This is a genomic window from Salinigranum salinum, from assembly GCF_009176545.1.
GTDB lineage: Archaea > Halobacteriota > Halobacteria > Halobacteriales > Haloferacaceae > Salinigranum > Salinigranum salinum.
This window is the reverse complement of record NZ_VTOJ01000001.1, coordinates 1,794,842-1,818,993: the sequence shown is the minus strand read 5'-3', so window position 1 is coordinate 1,818,993 and position 24,152 is coordinate 1,794,842. Positions and strand designations below refer to the sequence as shown.

20 protein-coding genes are annotated in these 24,152 nt (G+C 66.5%); 11 read left to right on the top strand and 9 right to left on the bottom strand.

Going from position 1 to position 24,152, the window contains the following annotated elements:
- Positions 1-5 precede the first annotated feature (5 nt).
- A complete protein-coding gene (locus FZP69_RS08665; protein WP_152040921.1) occupies positions 6-773 on the top strand; it encodes an MBL fold metallo-hydrolase in 768 nt (255 codons plus the stop codon).
- Positions 774-777: 4 nt separating this feature from the next.
- Complete coding sequence (locus FZP69_RS08660) at positions 778-1,089, top strand: CDGSH iron-sulfur domain-containing protein (RefSeq protein WP_152040920.1); 312 nt, start codon at positions 778-780, stop codon at positions 1,087-1,089.
- A gap of 1 nt (position 1,090) precedes the next feature.
- Here the strand turns inward: FZP69_RS08660 and FZP69_RS08655 are convergent, their stop codons facing one another.
- Complete coding sequence (locus FZP69_RS08655) at positions 1,091-2,188, bottom strand: DNA topoisomerase IV subunit A (protein ID WP_152040919.1); 1,098 nt, start codon at positions 2,186-2,188, stop codon at positions 1,091-1,093.
- Between the two features lie 49 nt (positions 2,189-2,237).
- A complete protein-coding gene (locus FZP69_RS08650) occupies positions 2,238-4,712 on the bottom strand; it encodes a DNA topoisomerase VI subunit B (protein WP_152040918.1) in 2,475 nt (824 codons plus the stop codon).
- A gap of 341 nt (positions 4,713-5,053) precedes the next feature.
- Between FZP69_RS08650 and gyrB the strand changes: the two genes are divergently transcribed.
- Together gyrB and gyrA are read left to right on the top strand one after the other, a co-directional pair.
- On the top strand, positions 5,054-6,970 hold the full coding sequence (gene gyrB / locus FZP69_RS08645; RefSeq protein WP_152040917.1) for a DNA topoisomerase (ATP-hydrolyzing) subunit B: 1,917 nt from the start codon (positions 5,054-5,056) through the stop codon (positions 6,968-6,970).
- A 1-nt stretch (position 6,971) separates the two neighbouring features.
- Entirely contained in the window at positions 6,972-9,554 is a 2,583-nt protein-coding gene (gene gyrA / locus FZP69_RS08640; protein WP_152040916.1) for a DNA gyrase subunit A, read from the top strand.
- A gap of 36 nt (positions 9,555-9,590) precedes the next feature.
- Here gyrA and rocF read toward each other — a convergent pair whose 3' ends face one another.
- Complete coding sequence (gene rocF / locus FZP69_RS08635; protein ID WP_152040915.1) at positions 9,591-10,505, bottom strand: arginase; 915 nt, start codon at positions 10,503-10,505, stop codon at positions 9,591-9,593.
- A gap of 175 nt (positions 10,506-10,680) precedes the next feature.
- Here rocF and FZP69_RS08630 point away from each other — a divergent pair, with 175 nt between their 5' ends.
- A complete protein-coding gene (locus FZP69_RS08630; RefSeq protein ID WP_152040914.1) occupies positions 10,681-11,214 on the top strand; it encodes an Rrf2 family transcriptional regulator in 534 nt (177 codons plus the stop codon).
- Between the two features lie 285 nt (positions 11,215-11,499).
- Here FZP69_RS08630 and FZP69_RS08625 read toward each other — a convergent pair whose 3' ends face one another.
- Positions 11,500-12,678: an NAD(P)/FAD-dependent oxidoreductase gene (locus tag FZP69_RS08625; RefSeq protein ID WP_152040913.1), complete on the bottom strand. Its 1,179-nt coding sequence runs from the start codon at positions 12,676-12,678 to the stop codon at positions 11,500-11,502.
- A gap of 81 nt (positions 12,679-12,759) precedes the next feature.
- Positions 12,760-13,578 (bottom strand): nucleoside phosphorylase, encoded by an 819-nt coding sequence (locus FZP69_RS08620; protein ID WP_152040912.1) that lies wholly within the window; start codon positions 13,576-13,578, stop codon positions 12,760-12,762.
- Positions 13,579-13,761: 183 nt separating this feature from the next.
- Between FZP69_RS08620 and FZP69_RS08615 the strand changes: the two genes are divergently transcribed.
- On the top strand, positions 13,762-15,201 hold the full coding sequence (locus FZP69_RS08615) for a sensor histidine kinase (protein WP_152040911.1): 1,440 nt from the start codon (positions 13,762-13,764) through the stop codon (positions 15,199-15,201).
- 14 nt (positions 15,202-15,215) lie between these two features.
- Here the strand turns inward: FZP69_RS08615 and cdd are convergent, their stop codons facing one another.
- Complete coding sequence (cdd, locus tag FZP69_RS08610; protein ID WP_152040910.1) at positions 15,216-15,644, bottom strand: cytidine deaminase; 429 nt, start codon at positions 15,642-15,644, stop codon at positions 15,216-15,218.
- Between the two features lie 100 nt (positions 15,645-15,744).
- Here cdd and FZP69_RS08605 point away from each other — a divergent pair, with 100 nt between their 5' ends.
- Both FZP69_RS08605 and FZP69_RS08600 read left to right on the top strand, forming a co-directional pair.
- Positions 15,745-16,002: a DUF7520 family protein gene (locus FZP69_RS08605; protein WP_152040909.1), complete on the top strand. Its 258-nt coding sequence runs from the start codon at positions 15,745-15,747 to the stop codon at positions 16,000-16,002.
- 67 nt (positions 16,003-16,069) lie between these two features.
- Positions 16,070-16,285 carry a hypothetical protein gene (locus FZP69_RS08600; RefSeq protein WP_152040908.1) on the top strand — a complete coding sequence of 72 codons (216 nt, stop codon included), beginning with the start codon at positions 16,070-16,072 and terminating at the stop codon, positions 16,283-16,285.
- Positions 16,286-16,369: 84 nt separating this feature from the next.
- Here the strand turns inward: FZP69_RS08600 and FZP69_RS08595 are convergent, their stop codons facing one another.
- Complete coding sequence (locus tag FZP69_RS08595; protein WP_152040907.1) at positions 16,370-16,954, bottom strand: GNAT family N-acetyltransferase; 585 nt, start codon at positions 16,952-16,954, stop codon at positions 16,370-16,372.
- Between the two features lie 122 nt (positions 16,955-17,076).
- Complete coding sequence (locus FZP69_RS08590; protein ID WP_152040906.1) at positions 17,077-18,495, bottom strand: short-chain fatty acid transporter; 1,419 nt, start codon at positions 18,493-18,495, stop codon at positions 17,077-17,079.
- A 91-nt stretch (positions 18,496-18,586) separates the two neighbouring features.
- On the opposite strand from FZP69_RS08590, the gene FZP69_RS08585 reads away from it, so the two are divergent.
- A complete protein-coding gene (locus tag FZP69_RS08585) occupies positions 18,587-20,581 on the top strand; it encodes an AMP-binding protein (RefSeq protein WP_152040905.1) in 1,995 nt (664 codons plus the stop codon).
- Between the two features lie 132 nt (positions 20,582-20,713).
- Here the strand turns inward: FZP69_RS08585 and FZP69_RS08580 are convergent, their stop codons facing one another.
- Positions 20,714-21,766: an ABC transporter ATP-binding protein gene (locus tag FZP69_RS08580; RefSeq protein WP_152040904.1), complete on the bottom strand. Its 1,053-nt coding sequence runs from the start codon at positions 21,764-21,766 to the stop codon at positions 20,714-20,716.
- Positions 21,767-21,968: 202 nt separating this feature from the next.
- On the opposite strand from FZP69_RS08580, the gene FZP69_RS08575 reads away from it, so the two are divergent.
- Entirely contained in the window at positions 21,969-23,222 is a 1,254-nt protein-coding gene (locus tag FZP69_RS08575) for an ABC transporter substrate-binding protein (protein ID WP_152040903.1), read from the top strand.
- Complete coding sequence (locus FZP69_RS08570; protein WP_152040902.1) at positions 23,223-24,152, top strand: ABC transporter permease; 930 nt, start codon at positions 23,223-23,225, stop codon at positions 24,150-24,152.

Below are 24,152 nucleotides of genomic sequence, written 5' to 3'. Positions count from 1 at the left end.
CAGCTATGACTATCCGTCACGACGGTCTGTCCGTGGAGTGGCTCGGCTACGCGACCGTTCGGATCGAGACGCCCGACGGGTTCGTCGCCTACCTCGATCCCGGACGGTACGGCGTACTCACGGGGGAGTGGACAGCACCGTCACCGGACGCGGAAGCGGCCCATCCGGACCCGGTCGACTACCACGCGCGCGACGCGGACCTCGTCTGTGTCACCCACGCCCACCACTACGACCCCGACGGCGTCGAGCGGGTGGCGAGCGCGGACGCGACGGTCGTCGTTCACGAGGCGGTCGGCGCTGTCGAAGAGCGCGACGCGGTCGCACCCGCGGAACTCCCGTACGAGGTGGTTCGTGTGAGCGACGACGACCACCACGTGATCTCGGCGGACGAGGGGGGGACCGTCGACATCTGGACCGTCGCGGCCTACAACGATCCCGACGGCCCGTACGCGCGTGCCGACGGCTCCGTGATCCACCCGCGTGGTGAGGGGTGTGGGTTCCTCCTCTCGCTCGCCGGCACGACCGTGTTCTGGCCCGGCGACTCCGACGCCCACGACGCCCTCTCCCGGCTATCGGTGTCGCTGTTCCTCGCGAACATCTCGGGGTCGGTCTGTATGGACCGCCACGACGCCGCCGACCTCGCGGCGGCGCTCGATCCGGACCTCGTGCTTCCGGTCCACTACAACACCCTCGACTTCCTCGAGGCCGACTCCGGGGCGTTCGCCCGTGACGTGGCGAAACGCGGGGTCCCGGTGGTGCTCGACGAGCGGTGACACGATGGCCCGCGAGATAACCCACGAGGCGACCGGTCCGCTACGGATCGACGCCGAGAAGATCGAGGAGCGGGGCGGGTCGGTGCTCGTCTGCCGGTGTGGCCTCTCGGCCGCGTACCCCTTCTGCGACGGCTCACACGGAGCGACCGACGACGAGGTCGACGGACGGCTGTACGAGTACGCCGGTGACGACGACGAGGGCGAGCGCCGTGAGATCGTCGAGGTGGTGGAGATCGAACTCTCGGACGGGACAGGCGACCACGAGCGGGCGGGAGAGAGGGACGAAAACGGCGGCGGAGCCGGCGACACCGCCTGACTCAGATGACGCCCATGTCGCCGAGCCGTTCGGGGAGGTAGGTGTCCGTCACGAAGTCCAGCCCGCGGGAGGCGAGCGCCTGCTGTTCGGCCTTCTTGTCGATCTCCAGCTGGAGCTCGATCTGCTCCTCCCAGTAGTCGGTCATGAACCGCGGATCCTCTAGCTCGGACTGGAGCGCGTTGACGTCCGAGTCCGACAGCGGATCCGTCGGGAGGTCGTAGTCGACGATGTCCTGCGGCTGGATGCCGACGAACTCGGCCTCGGGGGTGGCGAGGTACTCCGAGAGGTGGGCCGACTTGATCGAGCCGTAGGCGACGGAGCCGAAGATGCGGTAGCTCCAGGGGTCGCCGTCGGTGAACACCACCACTGGCAGCCCCAGTTCGTCGTGCAGGCGCTTGGTGATTCTCCGGGTGGCACGGGCTGGCTGGCCCTTGAGGTGGACGACGAGCACGTTGTACTGCTCGTCGAAGCCGTTCTCGACGAGGCGGTCGCGCATACCGCCGGTCTCGACGCAGAGGACGAAGTCGATGTCGTGCGCCAGGAACTCGATGGTGTCGGGATTGTTGGGGATCTGGTAGCCGCCCTCCCCGACGTCCTCCTGGCAGTGGATCTCCCGCTCGCCGCGGCGGGTCTGTTCTCTGAGTCGAAGGGGGCCCATCAGCGTCGCCCCCGACTCCTCGGGCCGCATGTGGAAGTCCTCGCGGGTCACGTGCGAGACGATCTCGAGGTCCTCGACCAGCTGGTTCGACTCGTCCTGGTCGGAGAAGTGTGCCTCCTCGGAGTCCCACGACTCCGAGAGGTAGTACAGCTCACGCAGCGTCGACGAGCGGCCCTCTTCGAGCTGGCGGGCGAGGAACTCGATGGTGTACGCCGCCTTGAGGAGCTTGCGGGCTCCGCGCACGGAGTTGGCCGAGCGCGTCGAGGTGCGGTCGCCGTACGTCCACACCTTCGTCTCCTCGTCGTACTCGATGTTGCTCTTGGTTCTCGTGGGAAGGGTCATCTCGGGGACTTCACCCGAGGCGAACTGGTCGTAGAACTCCGCTGCGAGGTCGATGAGGCGCTCGCGCGCCAGGTCGTCGTTGAGTTTCGTCTGGGACATGATCTGATCTGGTCTGTAAGGGGTGTACTCTGTGATCTGCGATCGGAACTCAGGCGTTCACCGTGAGCTTCTCGGCCTCGACGCCGTCGACGTCGATGTCGAAGTCGGCGTCTTCGGGGAGCGTGTAGCTGAGTTCGGCCGTCTCGCCCGCCGGAACGGACGGGGACCACTTCACGAACCACTCGCCGTCGAGGTCGACCACCTGGGCGTCACCGTTCACGTCCCCCGGCTCCGCCGAGAGGATGTCGGTGATCTCCGGCGACTCGGTGCGCCCCGAGTAGTTCTCGACGACGACCGTCACCGTCTCGCCCTCCACCACGCGCTCGACGCTGACGTTGTTCATGATCCGGGCGAGTGCGCCGTCGATGTTCGGCCGCTCTCGGCCCGTCACCTCGGAGAGCTTGTCGGCCATCTCCGGGAGGATCTTGCCGAGCACCTCCTGTTTCTGCCGGCGCTTCTGCATCGACCGTCGGCGGTTGAGGTACGACTTCAGTTCGCGGGCGGCCTCCCGGATGGCGAGTTCGACCTCGTCCTCGATGGCGGGGACGTTCGCCACGGCGTCTTTCGACTCGCTGGTGAAGGGGACGTTCGTCGAGGCCACGTGGACGGCGATGACGGCCGGTCCGTTCGGGACGCCGGAGCCGCCGGGCTGGTCGAGCCCGTAGTTGCGCCAGCCGATGGTCTTGACGACGTTCGTGATGGCGCAGGCGCCCTGCTGGTAGACGAGGGGGACGCGGTTAGCGAACCGGAGGAGGTCGGCGCTCCCCTCCGCGGGGAGGTCGCCGCCGTAGGCGATGCCGGCCTCGACGACGAACGGGTCGCCGGCGTGCACCTCGGCGTCGCGGGTGGCGGCGGCGTAGAAGTCCGCGTCGAACACCTCGCGGAGACCGGCCTCGATGAGGCCGGCGGAGATGGGCGACAGGCACGTCGTGGGCGGCGCGAGGATGTCGGTCTCGCGCATCGCCTCGAGGAGCGCCCGCGCACAGTCGCGGTCGTCGACGATCTCCCGAACCTTGGGTGGCTCGTCGGAGACCGTCCGGGCGCGGTCCCAGACCGCCTCGACCACCTTCTCTCGGGCGGTGTCGCCGAACGTGACCTCGTCGTACTCGACGGTGTCGTCGGCGGCCGCGTCGACGAGGGCGACGAGGGCCCGGTGAGTGAGCCGGTGGCGGTCGTCGTCGAGCGCCGCGACCTTCCGGGCGAGCCGCTCTGCGATACCCCGTTTCGTCGTCTCGTCCTTCCGCGTCGACGTCACGTCGTCGACGACGGCGTACATGTTCGCGGTCAGTCGGTTCTCGCCCGCGTCGGCTCCGGCATCGTCACTCCCGCTCTCGCCGGCATCGTCACTCCCGCTCTCGCCGTTTCCAGTGTCCGTGATCGCCGCCCAGACCGCGTCGACGGTGTTCTCGCGCACCGTCGTGCCGAACCGGGTTCCGGTCTCGTTCTCGACCGCCTCTGCACAGCCGTCGACGATCTCGCGCACCTCGTGGTGGGCGACCCGGTCGCGTCCGTCGAGTTCGTCGACGACCCGCCGGGCGAAGTCGGCGGTCGCCGACGCCCCCTTGTTGGCCACGGCGGCCTCGATCACGCCCGCGAGGTCGACCGCGCCGTCGGTGGGGGGCGTCCACGACAGTTCGCGTCCGAAGTGGCGGTCGCGGAAGTTGTCGACCACCTTGTCGGCGGTCTTCTTCCCCACTCTGGTGAACTCCCCCTGCAGGAAGCCCGACACCGAGTACGACTCCGTCGCCGCGAGCATCTTGCGGAGCGTCCCGAGTTCGACCCCGTGCGGGTGGGGACGGATCTCCTCCGTGGGGTCGGGGAGCTGGTCGGTCGCGCGCTCGAACTTCATCGGCTCCTCGAGGCCCGGTTCGCGGAGTTCGATCCGGGCGTGAGGGTTGACGACGGCGGTGTGTCGGATGTAGTCGTGGAGCTGGGTGCGGGCGCGCATGTTCGCCTCCATCTCCAGTTCGATGCGCGTCCCGTGCGAGCGGTCCCACGACGTCTCGCGTGACTCCTTGATCTCGGGTTCGTTGTCGTCGGTGTCGATGATCAGCTCGAAGTACTGGGCCTCGGGTCGCCCCTGCGTCCGGCTCGTGATCTTCGCGGGCTTCCCGGAGGTCAGTTGCGAGTAGAGGACGGCCGCCGAGATGCCGATCCCCTGCTGGCCACGCGACTGCTCCCGTGCGTGAAAGCGCGAGCCGTACAGCAGTTTGCCGAACACCTTGGGGACCTGTTCTTTGGTGATGCCGGGACCGTTGTCCTCGACGACCACCCTGAGGTAGTCGTCGACCTCCCTGATCTCGACGTAGATGTCGGGGAGGATCTCGGCCTCCTCGGTCGCGTCGAGGGCGTTGTCGACCGCCTCCTTGACTGCAGTGACAAGCCCACGAGCACCCGAGTCGAACCCGAGCATGTGTTTGTTCTTCTCGAAGAACTCGGCGATGGAGATCTCGCGCTGGCCCCTGGCCAGCTCCTCAGCGATATCCTCGTCTCCCTCGCCGAGCGTCGACTGAATCGAGGTCATCGTCTGTCACCTCTTTCCGTACCGACGGTTAAGAACTCTCCGTTGGTCCGGTGAAAGTGTAATCGACGGGTTCGTCCGTTCTCGTGGCGGTCTCGGACGTCCGTCGTGCGTGCGTCAGACGGATCCGACGGCGGCAGGTAACCGGCGACAGAAGCAGGTGGCAGTGAGCACGACCGCGAGCGGCAGTCGACATCGACTCGGCCAGGGGATCTCGTCTATCACCAAAGAATCTTCTCCCACTCGGACCGAAGCTTCGAAGATTACGAAGTCTCTTTTCAGGTTGAATCACGCGCGCGTGCGAGGGTTTATGCCGTATCGTGCCCTAGCGAGAGACAGATTCTATGTCAGGAGAAACCGAGTACGGAGCGGACCAGATCCAGGCGCTGGAGGATCTGGAACCGGTCCGGCAGCGACCCGGAATGTTCATCGGTTCTACAGGACCCCGGGGCTTACATCATCTCGTCTACGAGGTCGTCGACAACGCGATCGACGAGGCGCTGGCGGGGTACTGCGACGACATCTCCGTCACGATCCACGACGACGGATCGGTGAGCGTCACGGACAACGGCCGGGGGATCCCGGTCGACACGCACAAGAAGTACGACCGTCCCGCCGTCGAGGTCGTGATGACCGTCCTCCACGCGGGCGGCAAGTTCAACAAGGACTCGTACTCCGTCTCCGGTGGGCTCCACGGCGTGGGGGTCTCCGTCGTGAACGCGCTGTCGAAGTGGCTCGAGGTCGAGGTCAGACGCGACGGCGCCGTCTGGACCCACCGGTTCGACCACGGTGCCCCCGAGGAGGGGGCGTTCCAGCGCGTCCGTGACCTCGAACCCGGCGAGGAGACGGGGACTACCGTCCGGTTCTGGCCCGACGAGGAGATCTTCGAGATCACCGAGTTCGACTACGACACTATCGTCAACCGCCTCCGCGAACTCGCCTTCCTCAACTCCGGCGTCCGAATCGGTATCGAGGACGAACGCACCGGCGACGCCGACGCCTTCGAGTTCGAGGGAGGGATCCGGGCGTTCGTCCGCTACATGAACGAGACGCGGACGACACTCCACGACGACGTCGTCTACTACGAGGACCAGCAGGAGGGGATCCACGTGGAGGTGGCGATTCAGGCCACGGACGAAGTGCAGTCGTCGATCCACGCCTTCGCAAACAACATCAACACGCGCGAGGGCGGAACCCACCTGACAGGGTTCAAGACGGCACTCACGCGCACGGTGAACGACTACGCCGACCGCCACGACCTCCTCTCCGACCTGGACGGGACGCTGAAGGGCGAGGACGTCCGCGAGGGACTGACGGCGGTCCTGTCGGTCAAACACCCCGACCCGCAGTTCGAGGGACAGACGAAGACGAAGCTCGGCAACTCCGAAGTCAGAGGCATCGTCGAGTCGGTCACGAACACCAAACTGGGGACGTACTTCGAGGAACATCCCGACGTCGCCCAGTCGATCGTGCTCAAGGCGGTGGAGGCGGCGAAGGCCCGGATGGCCGCGAAGAAGGCCGAAGAGCTCACTCGCCGCAAGTCGGCGCTCGAGACGACCGCGCTGCCCGGCAAACTCGCCGACTGTCAGACGCGCGACCCCAGCGAATCGGAGCTGTTCGTCGTCGAGGGCGATTCGGCCGGAGGAAGCGCCAAACAGGGTCGGGATCGGTCGTTCCAGGCTATCCTCCCCCTTCGAGGAAAGATCCTCAACGTCGAGAGACACCGGCTCGACCGTATCCTCGAGAACGAGGAGATCCGCTCGCTCATCACCGCGATCGGGGCGGGCGTCGGCGAGGAGTTCGACGTGAGCGACGCCAGATACCACCGGATCATCCTGATGACCGACGCCGACGTCGACGGGGCACACATCCGGACGCTCCTCTTGACGCTGCTGTACCGCTACATGCGCCCGCTCGTCGAGGCCGGCTACGTCTACGCCGCCAAGCCGCCGCTGTACCGCATCAGATACCGCGGGGAGACGTACGACGCGATGACCGAGGTCGAACGCGACCGCATCGTCGAGGAGAAATGTGGCGGGAACCCGACGCAGGTCCAGCGGTTCAAGGGTCTCGGCGAGATGAACCCCGACCAGCTCTGGGAGACGACGATGAACCCCGAGAACAGAGTGTTGAAACAGATCACCGTCGAGGACGCCGCCGCCGCCGACCGCATGTTCAACGTGCTGATGGGCGACGCGGTCGAACCGCGAAAGCAGTTCATCAAGGAGCACGCGACCGACGCCGAGTGGGTGGACATCTGAGATGAGTTCCGAGACAGATCCGGACGGACCACGGAGCAAGATCGCCGCACAGGTCGAGAACGCCCGCATCGAGCAGGAGATGGAGCAGTCGTACATCGACTACGCCATGTCCGTCATCGCGGGGCGGGCGCTACCCGACGTCCGTGACGGGCTCAAACCCGTCCACCGACGCATCCTCTACGCGATGCACGAGGCGGGCGTCTCGTCGGGCTCCTCCCACCGCAAGTCCTCGTCCATCGTCGGCGAGACGATGGGTGACTACCACCCGCACGGCGACTCCGCGATCTACGACACCCTGGCACGGATGGCGCAGGACTTCTCCATGCGGTACCCGCTCGTCGACGGCCAGGGCAACTTCGGATCGGTCGACGGCGACCCACCGGCCGCGATGCGGTACACGGAGGCACGGATGGCGTCGATCGCCGAGGAACTGCTCGACGACATCGAGAAGGACACCGTCGACTTCCAGTCGAACTACGACGACCGAAAGCGAGAACCGACCGTCCTCCCGGCGTCGTTCCCGAACCTCCTCGTCAACGGCTCGTCCGGCATCGCGGTCGGGATGTCCACCAACATCCCCCCGCACAACCTCGGCGAGGTGATCGACGCCACGGTGCAACTCATCGACGAGCCCGACAGCACCGTCGAGGACCTGATCGACACTCGCGACGGCCGGGGCAACGGCTCCGACGGCCCGATCGAAGGACCCGACTTCCCGACGGGCGCGAACATCGTCGGCAAGAACGCCGTCTACCAGGCGTACACTACGGGGCGCGGTCGCGTCCGCGTTCGGGCGAAGTTCGACGTCTCCGACGACCGCATCGTCATCCACGAACTCCCGTACCAGGAGAACAAGGCTCGGCTGATCAAACGCATCGCCGACGACGTCAACGACGGCTCGCTCGAGGGGATCCGCGACATCCGCGACGAGTCAGACCGAGACGGCATCCGGGTCGTCATCGAACTCAAGCGCAACGCCGACCCCCAGCTGGTGAAGAACCATCTCCTGTCGTCGCACCTCGAATCGACGTTCGGCGTCATCAACCTCGCGCTCGTCGACGGCGAGCCACGAATCCTCGACCTGAAAGAGACGCTCGAGGCGTACCTCTCACACCGGAAAGCGGTCGTCCGCCGGCGCTCGGAGTACGACCTCGCCGAGGCCGAAGACCGCGCGCACATCCTCGAGGGGCGGCTGACGGCGCTCGAACACGTCGACGAGGTGGTCGATCTCATCCGCGACGCCGAGGACCGCGACGGTGCGAAGGCGGCGCTCAGAGCCGCGTACGACTTCTCCGAAGCACAGGTCGACCACATCGTCTCGATGCAGCTCGGCTCGCTCACGTCGATGGAGACCGAGGCGATCGAGACGGAGTACGAGGAGGTACAGGCACGGATCTCGAGGCTCGAGGAGATCCTCGCCGACGAGTCGGAACTGCTCGGGGTCATCGAAGAGGAACTCCTCGAGATCAAGGCGGAGTACGCCGACGACCGCCGGACGGGCTTCGTCGAGGACGACGGCGAGGTCACCCGCGAGGACCTCGTCCCCGAGGAGGACGTCGTCGTCGTCGTCACCGAGGACGACTACGTGAAACAGATGCCCCTGTCGTGGTTCCGCGCACAGCGCCGGGGCGGCAAGGGGATCATCGGGAGCGAACTGAAGGAGGGCGACCGGATCGCGAGCGTCTTCGTCGCCAACACCCACGACTACCTGCTCTGTTTCACCGACCACGGCCAGGTGTACAAGCTCAAGACGTACCAGCTCCCGCGGCCCGAGACGCGGTACACGAAGGGGAGCGCCCTCGTCAACTACCTCGACCTCGACCAGGGCGAGGAGATCCAGGCCGTCGTCAACTGCGACGACCTCGAGGGAGAAGACGGCACAGAGGATCGGTTCCTCACGATGGTCACCCGTCACGGCCGCGTCAAGCGCACGAACGTCGACCGGTTCCAGAACATCCTCTCGACGGGGATCCGTGCGATCACCCTGGAGGAGGGTGATGCGCTCGCCGACGTCGAGGTCACGGACGGCCGCCACGACCTCATCGTCGCCTCCGAGAGCGGGATGAGCATCCGCTTCGACGAACAGGAGGTCCGCGCGATGGGGCGGAGCGCGCGCGGCGTCGGCGGGATCGACCTCGAAGCCGGCGACCGCGTCGCCGGCATCGCCGCCGTCGACGAGGAGCGGCACGACTGGACGCTCACCGTGACCGAGAACGGCTACGGCAAGCGGACGAACATCGCCGACTACCGCCGCCAGTCGCGCAACGGGAAAGGGCTCATCGACATCAAGACGGACGATCGAAACGGGAACGTCTGCACCATCGAGACCGTCGGACACGGCGATCACGTCGTCGTCATGACCGAGGGCGGACAGATCATCCGCACCCCCGTCGACGATCTCTCGATCATCGGCCGCAACACCAAGGGCGTCCGGGTCATGAAGATCGACGCCGACGACGCCGTCGGAGCGGTCGCGGTCGTCCCCGCGGCCGTCGCGGAGGCGAACCGACCGGAGGAGGCCGAGTCCGAGACCGAATCCGAGTCCGAGTCCGAGTCCGAAAGCGAGCCAGCCACGGCGGAGTAACCCACCCTGTCCGTGGACGCGTCCGGCGGGACGGACTCACAGGACGCGTTTGCCGAACGCGCTCGCGGCGAGTTCGACCGCGAGCGCCGCCGTCTCGTTGTGTTCGTCGAGCACGGGGTTGACCTCGACGAGTTCCATCGATCGGAGCGACCCGCTACGGGAGACCGCCTCCATCGCGAGGTGGGCCTCGCGGTAGGTGACGCCCCCGCGGACGGGCGTCCCGACCCCCGGCGCGACGGTCGGGTCGAGCCAGTCGAGGTCGAGGGAGACGTGGATGCCGTCGGTTCCGTCGGTCGCGACGGCGAGGGCGTCGTCGACGACACTCGCGATGCCACGCTGGTCGATGTCGGACATCGTGAAGGCCGTCACGTCGCTGTCGCGGAGGGCGTCGCGTTCGTCCTCGTCGAGCGACCGGAGGCCGACGAGCGCGACGTGTTCGGCGGCGAGTCCCGGTGCGTCCGTCCACGCGTACTCGTCGGCCGCGAAGTCGCCGACGCCGAGCGCGGCCGCCAGCGGCATGCCGTGGACGTTGCCACTCGGCGAGGTCGTCGGCGTGTTGAAGTCGCCGTGGGCGTCGAACCAGATCGCGCCGATCGCCGCGTCGCGTGACGAGCCAGCGAGCGAGCCGATGGCGATCGAGTGGTCGCCGCCGAGTGCCAGTGGCGTCGCGCCCTCGTCGATACTGTCGGCCACGTGGTCGGCGAGTACGGTGCAGACGTCCCGGGTCTCGCGGAGAAAGCGCGCGGTGCCTGCGGGCGGTTTCTCGGTGTCGGGATCCCGTTCTTCCATGCGCGGGACGGCCAGATCCCCCACGTCTCGGCAGGTAACGTCGGCCGCCTCGAGGTCGTCGGCGAGCCCGGCGTAGCGGATCGCCGACGGCCCCATGTCGACCCCGCGGCGGTTCGTCCCGTAGTCGGTCGGTGCACCGATGATCCTGACACGTCGGCCCATGGTCGTGACGTGAGCCACCGGCACGAAAGCCGTTGTGGTCGATCGGACCGGGACGAACCGACCGGATAGAACCACCCGTTCGAGGTGTGAAAACTACCCGCAGAGACGCCACCGAAGCGACGTGTTCGTCCGTCCATCCATCGCATTTAAGGAGACCACCGACCAACTATGCCCCATGTCATCAATCGAACTAACGTCGAGTCAGAAGACGATTCTGACCGCACTCATCAACCTCTTCCGCGAATCAGAGAGCGCGGTGAAAGGCGAGGACATCGCCGAGGAGGTGAACCGCAATCCCGGCACCATCCGCAATCAGATGCAGAGCCTGAAGGCGTTGCAGTTGGTCGAGGGGGTACCGGGCCCCAAGGGTGGGTACAAGCCCACGGCAAACGCGTACGAGGCGCTCGACGTCGACCAGATGGACGAGCCGGCGGTCGTCCCGCTGTTCCACAACGACGAACGGGTCGAGAACACCAACGTCGACGGGATCGACCTCTCGAGTGTCCACCACCCCGAGCTCTGCCGGGCGGAGATCCACGTCCAGGGGTCGGTTCGTGACTTCCACGAGGGCGACGACGTCCAGGTCGGTCCGACGCCCCTGTCGAAACTCGTGATCCGCGGAACCGTCGACGGCAAGGACGACACGAACAACATCCTCATCCTCCGGATCGAGGGGATGGAGGCACCCGTCGGCGACGCGGCCCACTGAGTCGGTCGGTCCACCGCTCGAACGTCGTCCAGTCGGGCGAAGACACGTCTCGCGGTCGTCCGTTCTCCTCTCTGTTCTCCCTCGGCGGCTCCCGGAGGGAGCCTCGAGCCCGGTCATCCGAGCCAGTTCCCCGCCGACACACGGCGAGATGGGCTGGCACGGGCCGCTGGCCGTGCGGGATCGATCTCTCGGACGCGACGACCAGAACGAGCATCACGGGACAGGACGCGGACGAGACGGAGAACGGGATCGAACCAGCGGCGCGATCAGTTCACACCAACCCGTTCACATGTCGCCCCACGCGTTGATCGCGCGGGAGAGGCTCGCGACGTCGGCGATCCAGCGAGCCGCGATCGCCTTCTTGAGCAGTCGGGCCGGCGTCCCGCCGAAGACGTTGATCGGGACGCCGTCGACGTCGTGGGCGACGGCGTCCTCGCCGACGGACACGACCGTCCCCTTGTCCTTGTGGGTCCACGTCTTCAGGGGTTGGCCGCGGATCGCACGCGCGATGTTCTCGCCGGCGACGTCGGCAGCCTGCCAGGCCGCCTGTGCCGTCGGTGGGGCGATCGTGTCCGGCCCCTGCTCGACGAGCGCGGAGTCGCCGAGAGCGAAGACGCGGTCGTCGCTCGTCCGGAAGTCCGAGGCGGCGTGGAGCCGGTTCGAGCGCTCGTCCTTCTCGACCTCGCAGTCGGCGACCTCCTCCTGACCGGTGATGCCGCCGGTCCAGACGAAGACGTCGTAGGGGAGCTCCTCCGGCGCTTCGTCCTCGCCGCCGCCGATGGAGATGACGTCCTCGTCGACCTTCGAGACGAACTCCCCGCACTTGATCTCGATCCCCCGGCCTTCGAGCCGGCGACGCAGCGCACCCTGGAGTTCGGGGTCGTTGTTCGGGAACACCTGGTCGAGCCCCTCGACCAGGTAGATGTCGATCGGTGCGTCGTGTTCGTCGCGGTATTCGGCGATCTCGCCGGCGCTCTGGATGCCCGACAGCCCCGCGCCGCCGACGACGACCTGTGCGGGGTCGTCTGCGGTCGCCGCGTCGGCGGCCGCCTTCACCCGGTCGTGGATCTCACGGGCGTCGTCGAGCCCTTTGAGTTCGAGCGAGTGCTCCTCGAGCCCCTCGATCCCGTAGAAGGCGGTCGTGCTCCCGAGCGCCACGAGGAGGTAGTCGTAGTCGACCGATTCGCCGGGCTCGAGTTCGACCGTGCGGTCGTCGACGTCGACGCCGGTGACGCGTGCTTCGACGAACTCGGTCGACGAGGACTTCACCTCGTCGACGGGGATGGCGACCTTCGACTCGACGCTGGGCGTGCTGATACAGCGGTGCACCTCGTGCAGGACGAGGTGGTAGTCGTGTTCGGAGATCCAGGTGAGCTCCGCGTCACCGTCGAGCTCCTTCTCGAGACGTTGGACGGCACCCGTCCCCGCGTAGCCCGAACCGAGGACGACGACCTGCGTACTCATGGATGTCTCGAACTGAGGAGTCATCGGATAAGAGCGTGTTGAAACGTCCGTGGATTCGTCCACGAACGACCGTTTGAGAGCTTATATCGACAGGCCAGCGTGCCACTCGGTGACACCTGCCTCGCGCTTTACCGCGTCCATCTTCGCGAGCAACGCCACCGCGAGGCTCGCCACCTCGGCCGCTCGCGACTCGCCCTCGGTCCGGAACTCGCCGGTGACGCGGTTGGCGAACACCGAACAGACCGCCCCGGCACGGAGGCCGTACACGTTCGCAAGCGTCAGGATGGCCGCGGCTTCCATCTCGATGTTCGCGACGTTCGCCTCCCGCAACTCCTCGATCAGCGTCTCCGACCCCGCGGCCTCGAACCCGCCGAATCCGGCGCGTCCCTGCCCCGCGTAGAAGGCGTCGGCGCTCATCGTGAGGCCGACGTGGTAGTCGTAGTCGAGGCGTTCGGCGGCGGCGACGAGCGCCGAGACGACCTCGTGGGAGGCCACGGCGGGGTAGTCGCCGCGGACGTACTCGTGGCTCGTCCCTTCCTGTCGTACTGCGCCCGAGGTGATCACGAGGTCGCCGACGGCCATCTCCGGCTGGATCGCGCCACAGGAGCCGACGCGGACGAACGTGTCGACGCCGATCCGGGCGAGTTCCTCCACGGCGATCGCCGCCGACGGCGAACCGATGCCCGTCGAGGTGACCGAGATCGGCGTCCCCTCGTGCGTCCCCGTCGCGGTGCGGTACTCACGGTGGTGAGCCCGCTCCTCGAACTCGTCCCACAGGTCGGTGATCACGTCGACGCGTTCGGGGTTCCCGGGGAGGAGCACGGCGTCGGCGACGTCACCGGGGGCGAGTTCGACGTGGTACTGGACCTCGGCGTTCGGGTCTTCGGCGTCACCAGCCATTGTCTCGCGTGCGTCGTGGGTCGGTAAATAGCCACGGTGTGCCGGACGTGAATCGTCACGACGTCGACGCGGGGGACCGACACGACGCCGACCTGGGAGGCGGTCGACGTTGCCGACCACATCGGCTAGCTGTCAAGCGATTCGGAGTACTGATTTATACGCCCGACGGGCGTCCGTCTCGGGATGAGTACGGAACGGTCGCCGATCCTCGAGGCCATGCTGACCGAGACCGCGGACGCGGTCGTCTGCCTCGACGGCGACGGCGTCGTAACCGTGTGGGAGGGTGCCGCCGAACCGCTCTTCGGCTGGGCCGCGGCCGACGCCGTGGGCGAACCGCTTCCGACGGTGCCGGCGGACGAACGGGAGGCGGCACCGGAGCTGACCACCACCGGGGCCGACGAACGGTCGGAGCCGGTCACGGTCACGCGCCTGACGGCCTCGGGGGCGACCGTCCCTGTCGAACTGTCGGTTCGGTCGCTCGCAGCGTGGACGGCCGCCGAGCCGACCGACGTGGGGGAGACACTCTGCGTGTACCGGGACGTCACGGAGCGCGAACGGATCGAGGAGGAGTACCTCACCTACCGACGGCGGCTCGACGGGGCGATGTTCGCCGGTGACCTCGCGTGGTGGGAGCTGGACGTCGAGACGGGCGCGGTGAGCTTCCACAACAACAAGGCGGACATGCTCGGCTACCCACCCGAAGCGTTCGACCACTACGAGGACTTCACGCAGCACGTCCACCCCGACGACCACGACCGGATGATGCAGGCGATGCGAGACCGGCTCGAGGACCGAACCGAGAAGTACGACGTCGAGTATCGGATCCGCAGGGTGGACGGCTCGTACATCTGGTTCCACGACATCGGCGGCATCACACAGCGCACGACGACGGGCGACCCGAAGAAGGTCACCGGCATCGTCATCGACGTCACGAGACGAAAGGAGCAGGAACGACGGCTCCACGAACGAGCCGAACAGCTCGCGGTGTTGAACCGGATCGTCCGACACGACATCAACAACGAGATGAACGTCGTGACGGGGTGGCTCGAACTCCTCCGCGACGACCTCCCGCCCGAGTTACAGAGCCGGATCGACCGGGTCATCGAGACCGGGCAGCACGTGGTCGAACTCACGAACACCGTCAGCGACGTGATGGAGGTCCTCGAGAAGGGCGGCGAGTTCGAACTCGGCGCGGTCTCGCTCCGTACCGTGCTGTCCGCCGAACTCGAGAAGGTCGACTCGACGTACCCGACGGCGGCGATCGACGGCCCGGAGACGATCCCCGACGTCACGATCCGGGCCAACGAGATGCTCTCGTCGGTGTTCCAGAACCTCCTGAACAACGCGATCCAGCACAACGACACGGAGACCCCGACAGTCACGGTCCGAGTCACGACGACCGCGGAGACCGTCACGGTCCGAATCGCCGACAACGGGCCGGGCATCCCACCGGGCCGACGCGAGGCGCTGTTCGGACGGGGCGAGAAGGGGCTCGACAGCGACGGGACCGGCGTCGGGCTCTACCTGGTCGAGCGGCTGGTGAGCGCGTACGGCGGGAACGTGAGCGTCGAGGACAACGAACCCGAGGGTGCCGTCTTCGTCGTCGAACTCGAACGCGTCTGAGCGCGACCCGGTCGCTACTCCGTCGTCCCCTCGGCCGCGTCCAGCGTGTCCAGCGAGATGGTGTTCGGCAGGAGTTCGCCCAGGGTGTACTCGGTCACGGCGTCGCCCTCGTCACAGAGGACGGCGAGGTCGTCGTCGCAGAACTCCGCGAGCGTCTGCCGACACATCCCACAGGGGGTGACGCCGTCGCGGACGCCCGACGAGACGGCGATCCGCTCGAACGCCTCGTGGCCCGCCTTCACCGCCTCGGCGATCGCGACCTCCTCGGCGTGGAGGCTGTTGGAGTAGTTGGCGTTCTCGATGTTACAGCCGGTGTACACCGTCCCGTCGGCGGTGAGCAGCGCCGCGCCCACTCGGTAGTCGGAGTACGGGACGTACGCGCGGTCGAGCACCGCACGGGCGGCGTCGACGAGGTCGGCATCGACGAAGTCGGCGTCGGACATACCCGTGAGTTGGCGCGAAACGGGCAAAGAGTCTGTGGGTGGCAGGTGTGGTCGGGGGCGGAGGAAAAGCGTCTATACCGTCGACTCCCTACCGTCGCCCGTGACAGACGACAGTACCGACGGCCGCCGTATCTTCGTCGTGGTCGGCGTCACCGTCGTGTTCCTCGCGGGGTTGCTCGGGTTCTTCGTGGGCGCGAACGGCGCGGACGTCGCCCCCGCGATCTCCGTTCTCGGCGTGTTCTCGCTCTCCACGACCCCCGTGACGATGACGCTGTACGGGATGGTGCTCGCGGTTGTCGCGCTCGCCGGCCTCTTCGGCCTCGTCACGCTCGCCTCGCGGTTCGACGAGGCCGGCTGACCCGTCCGGCCCGCCACGGCCCGTCCCGGAACGGACCGCTTTTCTCCCTCGCCCCCCGAGTCCGACTATGTCCACCCCCATCGTCGGCGAGACGCGGAAGAACCGCAAGCGCGCGGCCCTGGCCGTCCTGCCCTTCCTCGGCATCGGGCTCGCGGACGTGGTGCTCCTCCTGTTCTGGGGGATCGAACCCCTCTGGGGGCTAGCCATCCTCCCGCCGATCCTCTTCTGTTCGGTGCTGGCGTGGATCGTCTTCAGCACCGACTTCCTCGAGGACCGGACCTGAACCGTCGCGGGCGGCTCGTTCCGTCCGTCGGCTACTCGTCCCGTCCGTCGTCCACGCGTTCCGCTCGCACCGGAGACGCCGACGCTACCGGCCCGTGTCGTACTTGTAGGTCGCGCTCTCGGGGTCGATGCCGAAGTCCTCCGCCCGTTCTTCGGGCTCTCGCTCCTCCGTGTCGACCGGGACGGCCATCTTGAACGCCTCTCGGAGTCGGGCCGGCATCTCGAACGCGTCGACCGCGAGCCGCATGGCGACGATCTCGTCGTCCATCGACTCGCGCTTCGTGGCGAGGCGTCGCCGGAGCAGGTCGGGGAGTTCGGCCGTGGGCACCGGTTCGAAGCCGAACTGGGCGAGGTAGTTCGGTTCGAGCGCGAACGAGTACACCTCCTCGAACCCGGCGTCGCCGGCCTTCTCGATCAGCCGTTCGATCACGTGCGCGCCGACGCCCTGTCCCCGCCACGCCTCGAGGACGCCCATCCCGGTGAGTTCGCAGTACTCCCCCTCGTCGGCCTTGTGGACGCGGATCCGACCGAAGCCGGCCTTCTCGTTCGTCTCCTCGTCGAGCGCGACCACGTAGTCACGGGAGCGGAACGCGGCGTCGTCCAGGCCCATCGCCTCGATGTGGTCGAGCAACCAGACCTCTTCCCTGTTCTTCGCATCCCGGACGTACATACTCGGAAGTTAACCACGGCGCCGTAAAAGGGTTTGTCGCCGTACGCGGGCCGGTATCCACGGCGCACGGCCGGTCGTCGCGACCGTCGGAGTCGATCGGGCAGTTCACGCGCGAGCGTTCGTCAGTACGGAATGACGGTCAGCGCCACCGCCAAGAACGGGATCAAGAGGAGCAGCATCGTCACGGCGTAACCGAACATCTCGCGGGCGCGGATGCCCGTGATCCCGAGCAGGGGAAGCGCCCAGAACGGCTGGAACAGGTTCGTGTGGGCGTCGCCGACGGCGTACGCGACCGTCGCCTGTCCGGCGGGGACCCCGAGTTCGTTCGCCGCCTGGAGGATCGTGGTGCCGATGACCGTCCACTCGCCGCCACCGGAGGGGACGAAGATGTTGACGATACCGGCGGTGACCCACGCGACGACCGGGAACGTCGCGGGAGTCGACAGGGAGACGAGCGCCTCCGCGAGCGTCTCCGACAGCCCCGAGGCGTTCATCATGCCGATGATGCCCGCGTAGAACGGGAACTGCAGGATGATCCCGCTCGTCGCGGGGATCGCGTCGGCGAACGCCTCCTGGTACGCCGCCGGCCGGGTGAACAGGGCCAGACCCAGGAAGAGGAAGAGGAAGTTGACGACGTTGAGGTTGAGCGCGCCGAGTCCCTGCTGGACGAACGTCCAGACCGAGAGGACGACACCGGTCAGCGCGATGATACCGCCGAGCAGTCGGCTGTTGTCGACGCGGTCGCCGATCGTCTCGGGCTCCGCGTCGTCGACGGCGTCGCCGACACCCTCGTCTACTCCCCCGTCGGTGGCCGCCGAACCGAGGTCCCGTGCCGGAACGTACTCCGTGATCGGCTCCGTCGCCTCCTCCGGCGGCGAGAGCAGGTAGAGGACGATCGCGGCGTAGACGATTCCGCTGATCGTAAGCGCCAGCGTGTACGGGTGGAAGATAGTCTGGGAGGTGGAGATGAGGCCGTCGACGATCCCCTGCTGGATGAAGACGTTGTCGGGGGTGTTCATCAGCAGCGGTGCGGACGCGGCCAGCCCCCAGTGCCACGTCAGCCCCATCCCCATGTAGCCGGCGACGCAGAGCAGGGGGTAGTGGACTGACAGGCCGCGCTCGTGCGCCTGTCGGCCCATCTCGCGGGCCATCACCGCCCCGACGATGAGGCCGAGTCCCCAGTGGATCCACGCGACGACCATCGCGATGACTCCCACGAGGACGACGGCCTGCTTGCCGTCGCTCGGGAGGCCGGTGAGCCACGCGATGAACCGCTGGACCCACGGGTGGTACGCCAGCGCGTACCCCGTCACGAGGATCAGCACCATCTGCATCGCGAAGGTGAGGAGCACCCAGAAGCCGTCGCGCCAGTACCCCGCCATCGCGACCGGAGACGCGCCCTCAATCACGACACCCGCGACGAGCACGACGTACGTCAGGATGACCGCGAAGAGGAACGGACTGGGCATCCACCGTTCGACAACGTCCGACACGCGACTCCCGAACCGCTGTATCGCCGTCTCGTTCGTTCCTGTCGACATCGTGTTTCGACGGTCATCAATATCTTTTATAGTTGTGTTGGTCTGAGACGCCCCCCGAAAGGTTAGGTGGGACCACGGGACAGGTGGCAGTATGGAGACCGTACCAGACCCCGACGAGGTCGTCCACGAACCGTCTCGGGAGTTCGTCGAGTCGACCAACGTCTACGAGTTCATGCAGACGTACGGCATCGACGACTACGACGAACTCGTCGAGCGCACCACCTCCGACGTAGAGGGCGTCGACGAGAGCGGCGTCGAGTGGTTCTGGGACACCATGCCGGAGTACCTCGACATCGACTTCTACGAGGCGTACGACCGCGTCAGAGACGACGCCGACGGTCCGCAGTTCTCCGAGTGGTACCCCGGCGGCGAACTCAACCTCGCGCACAACGTCGTCGACCGTCACGCCGCAGTCGACAGCGACACCAGGAACAAAGTCGCGTGTCTCTGGGAGGGCGAACCCGGTGATATCAGAGAGATAACGTACCACGAACTGGCTCGCCAGTCCAACAAGGTCGCCAATTACCTCGAATCGACGGGCGTCGACACCGGTGACACCGTCGGGCTGTACATGCCGATGGTCCCCGAGGTCGTCTCCATTCTGTACGGCTGTTTCAAAGTCGGCGCGATCGCGGTTCCGATCTTCTCGGGGTTCGGTGTCGACGCCACCGCCACCCGCATCGAGGATTCGGAGTGTTCGGTCCTCTTCACGGGCGATGGCTTCTACCGCCGTGGCTCCCCGATCACGCTGAAGGAATCGGCCGACGAGGCCATCGCAGAGGCCGGCCACGTCGAGCACACCGTCGTCTACGACCGCCTCGGCGACGACGCTGACGTCCCCTGGGACGACGACCGCGACGAGTGGTGGGATGACGCGGTCGCACCGCGCTCGGACGACTACGACACCAAATCCCTCCCCTCGAGTCAGGAGTCGATGCTGCTGTACTCGTCGGGCACCACGGGCAAGCCCAAGGGCATCGTCCACACCCACGCCGGAGTTCAGATGCAGTGTGCCAAAGAGATCTACTTCGGCTTCGACCACAAGCCCTCCGACCGGTTCTTCTGGGTGTCGGACATCGGCTGGATGATGGGCCCGTGGACGCTCATCGGCAACCACACGTTCGGCGGGACCGTCTTCATGTACGAGGGCGCGCCCGACTACCCCGAGCCCGATCGGTTCTGGAAGATGATCGACCGCCACTCGCTCTCGACGTTCGGCATCTCGCCCACGGCCATTCGAGCCTTGCGCAAACACGGCGACGAGTGGGTCGACGAGCACGATCTGTCGTCGATTCGCCTGCTGGGATCGACCGGCGAACCGTGGGACCCCGAGTCGTGGCAGTGGTTCTACGAGCACGTCGGCGGGGGCGAGGCCCCGATCATCAACATCTCGGGTGGGACCGAGATCTGCGGCTGTTTCCTCATGCCGATGCCCACCGAACCGCTCAAACCCACCTCGCTCGGCGGGCCGGGGCTGGGCATGGACATCGACATCGTGAACGAGGCGGGTGAGTCGATCGCCGACACCCACGAACGCGGGTTCCTCGTCGCCCGCGACTCGTGTCCCTCGACCACGAAATCGCTGTGGGAGGGCGACGAGCGCTACCTCGACGAGTACTGGTCGACCTGGCCCGATCTGTGGGACCACGGCGACTGGGCGCAGAAGGACGAGGACGGCTTCTGGTTCCTTCACGGGAGAGCCGACGACGCGCTGAACGTCGCCGGGCGGAAGGTCGGGCCGGCGGAGATCGAAGGGGTGCTGACCGAACACGAGGCGGTGAACCAGGCCGCGGCCGTCGGCGTGCCCGACGACACGACGGGGACCGCAGTGGTCGCGTACGTGGTGCTCGAACCCGGTGCCGAGCCCTCGGAGGAGTTGCGCGACGAGCTCTCGGCGGTCATCGGGGAAGAGCACGGCAAGCCGTTCCGGCCGCGGGAGATCCTCTTCGTGTCGGACCTGCCGAAGACGCAGTCGGGGAAGATCATCCGGCGGGCGATCTCCTCACTGTACCAGGGTGAGGAACTGGGAGACATGTCGAGCATCGAGAACCCCGCGGCCCTCGACGAGATCAGGGACGCATCGTAGACCGTTCGAGGCGAACGGGAAGCATGCAGTCGACTCCGGACGTCGTGGTTCGATCACCGTCTCACCGCGGTTCTCGGGCCTCGACACTGTGCCAGGTCGCACGTGGATGACCCGAGATCGTCGGCGGTGCGCTCAGAACACGACGGGCGCGCCGTCAGTTATCCCGAGTGAGACGTGTTCGCCCGTGTCGACGCTCGACTTCCGGCCCTGAACCACGACCTGGAGCTCTTCGATGTCAGCGTCCGGATCGATCACGTAGTTCGTCTGGTCACCTTGGAAGTACCGCTCGGCGACAGTCCCATCGACGACGCCGTCGCCGTTAGTGACGCCGAAGTCCTCGGGCCGTATCGAGACGGTCACGTCTCCGGTCCGACCCGGCGCGGGAACAGTGAACCCGTCCGGCCCACCGATCCGTGCGACGGGTGTACTGCCGCCGTCGACGACCTGACCGTCAAGGAGGTTGGTGTCGCCGATGAAGTCCGCAACGAACGCCGAGGCGGGCTCGCGATAGATCTCTTCGGGCGTGCCGATCTGCTCGATGTGGCCGTCGTTCATCACCGCGATCCGGTCGCTGAGCGTCATGGCGACCTCCTGGTCGTGGGTGACGTAAAAGAACGCCCCCTGGGTCTGTTCGTGGATCCGTCGGAGTTCGACCTGCATCAGCTTCCGGAGCTTCCGGTCGAGACTGGAGAGCGGCTCGTCAAGCAGGAGGACGGATGGCTCGTTGACCAGCGCGCGCGCGAGAGCGACCCGTTGCTGCTGCCCGCCCGAGAGCTCAGCGGGGTCGCGATCTTCGAAGCCGGCGAGGTCGACCAGTCCGAGGTACTCCGACACCCGCTCGGCGCGCTCGTTGGCGCCGACGCCGGCCTTCTTCAGTCCGTAGCCAACGTTCTCGCCGACCGTCATGTGGGGAAAGAGCGAGAGGTGCTGAAACACGAGATTGGTATCGCGGGCCTCCGGCGGCACCGCCGCCATCGGCTGGCCGCCAATGTGCACTTCGCCACGCGTGGGTTGTTCGAACCCACTGATCATCCGGAGAGTGGTCGTCTTGCCGCATCCCGACGGTCCGACGAGCGTGAAGAACTCGCCACGGTGGACAGAGAATTCGACGTTCTTGACGGCGGTCAGGTCACCGAACTCCTTGACCACGCCGTCGAGTTCGACTAACACGTCTCCCTCTGACATGTTACGTCGTCGCTCGCGCGTCGTAATGAATCTGCCGTTCGAACTGAATCGGGTTGTTTTTTGCCTTGACCTTCCGTCGGACCCTGATTATCAACACAAGCAGTGTACTATTCCGGCCAATATGAGTTATATTCACAAAATTAATACATGGGTGTTAGTGATTACCCAACATTCATACTCCTCCGCTGATGTTATGTCGAATATGTCGTCAGACCGTGACGGACTGACGGACGCAACGGGTGAAACAGACGAAAGCTCGCGCGCGATCGGCCGCCGCGCGTACATCGCTGCCGCCGGTGCCACGGGACTGGCCGCCCTGGCCGGCTGCAGCGGAAGCGGCGGGGGAAGCACCGACACCGACACGGGCGACGGCGGAAGCGGTGGCAGCAGCGGCGGCGGTACGACGACCAGTGGCGAGTCCATGGGTGACAGCGGCGGTACGACCACGATCAACATCATCACGTGGGAGGAGTACGCCGAAATGCAGGAGAACATCGAGTCGACGCTCGACGGGGTCGAACTCAACATCACCCCGTCGACGTCGTCGACGGAGATGTTCTCTCAGTGGAACGCGGGGCAGGCGGCGCAGTTCGATATCGCCGTCCCGAACAACAACCTCGTCCCACGGTTCATGGACGCGGGACTCGTCGCGCCGATCAACCGGGACGCCGTGACGAACTTCGACTCGATGTACGACAAGTTCCAGGGGTTCGTCGACCAGCAGTTCACCGCGGACGGCAACGCCTACGGCGTCCCGATCCGGTTCGGCTGGTACGGGTACGCCTACGACACCCGCGAGGTCCCCGAGCACGAACCGAGCTACGACATCATGTTCGAGGAGGACTACGTCGATGTCGACCTCGACGGCGAGATCATCATGTACGACGAGGCGGCGAAGACGATGCCGGCCACGGCACTGTACCTCGGGTTCGAGGAGGCCCTCGCGGGCTCGGAGATGACGTTCACGACCGATCAGATCGACCAGATGACCCAGACGCTGATCGATCAGAAGCCTCGGCTCCAGGGGTACATCGCAGCCGACCCGACGTTCATCCAGGAGTTCCAGCAGGGGAACTTCCTCGTGGGACACAGCGGCCGCAACGAGGTCATCCAGATGCGGACCGAGGGTGCCGACTGGGTGGAGTTCGTCGTCCCGCGCGAGGGCGCGATGGCGTGGTACGAGACCGCGGTCGTCTCGGCGGAGTCGGACAACCAAGAGACCGCCTGGCAGGTCGTCAACGAGTTCATCGCGCCGGAAAACGGGGCTGCGCTGGCACAGGCGGGCTTCTCGCCGAGCACCAACCCTGCCACCGCCGAGAACCTGACCGAAGAGCAGAACGAGCTGTACGGGTCGATCGACCCCGCGCGGCTGGACGGGATGATCCCGTTCAAGGACATCGCCTCGGACGTCGAGAGCGAGTACGTGGCCGCGTGGGAGGAGGTCAAGTCGGCGTAGATGGCAGTCGGTGACCGAGACGAAACGAGCCGTGCGGCGGTCGTCCGGCTGTTGAGTAGCCACTACGGGAAGCTCGGCGTCACTGTCGGCCCGGGCGCGGCGTGGATCGTCGCGCTGCTGCTCGCACCGCTGGCATTCATGGTAGCCGTGAGCTTCTTGGAGGTCAGTCCGATCACTTACAAGATCATCTACGAGCCGACCCTCGCCAACTACCGGTCGCTGTTCGACGGGAGCGGCGCGTTCTGGCAGACGCCGTTCGCCAAGGCGCTGTGGCTCTCGTACGCCATCGCGACGGTGACGACCGTGCTCTGCCTGACGCTCGCGTTCCCCCTCGCGTACCTGCTGGCACGGCGCGGCGGGCGCACGTTCAAAGTCGTCATCTTCCTCGTGCTCCTGCCGTTCTTCACGATGTATCTCGTCAGGGCGTACTCGTGGGTGCTGATGTTCGGGCCTGGCGGCGTCATCAACAGCACGCTGATGAACGTCGGACTGATCGACCAGCCGCTGGGGATCTTCAACTACGGGATCCCCGCGATCGTCGTCGGGCTCACCCACGCGTACTTTCCGTACATGCTCCTGACGCTGTACGCCAGCCTCGACGGTCTCGACTTCTCGCTCGTCGAGGCCGCCCGGGACCTCGGTGCCTCGCGCGCCGAGGTGGTCCGCGACCACGTGATCCCTCTCACGCTCCCGGGGATCATCGGCGGGAGCCTGTTCGTGTTCGTCCCGAGCGTCGGGGCGTTCATCACGCCCCGCTTCCTCGGCCAGGGGAAGGTCCAGATGATCGGGATGCTCATCGAGGGTCGGGTCGCCGGCACGTACTCGATCGGCTACGCGAGCGCCGCGTCGATGTTCGTGCTGGTGTCGATCATCGGCGCGATGATCGTCGCGTTCCGCTACGTGAGTATCGAGGAACTGGGAGGTGCCTGA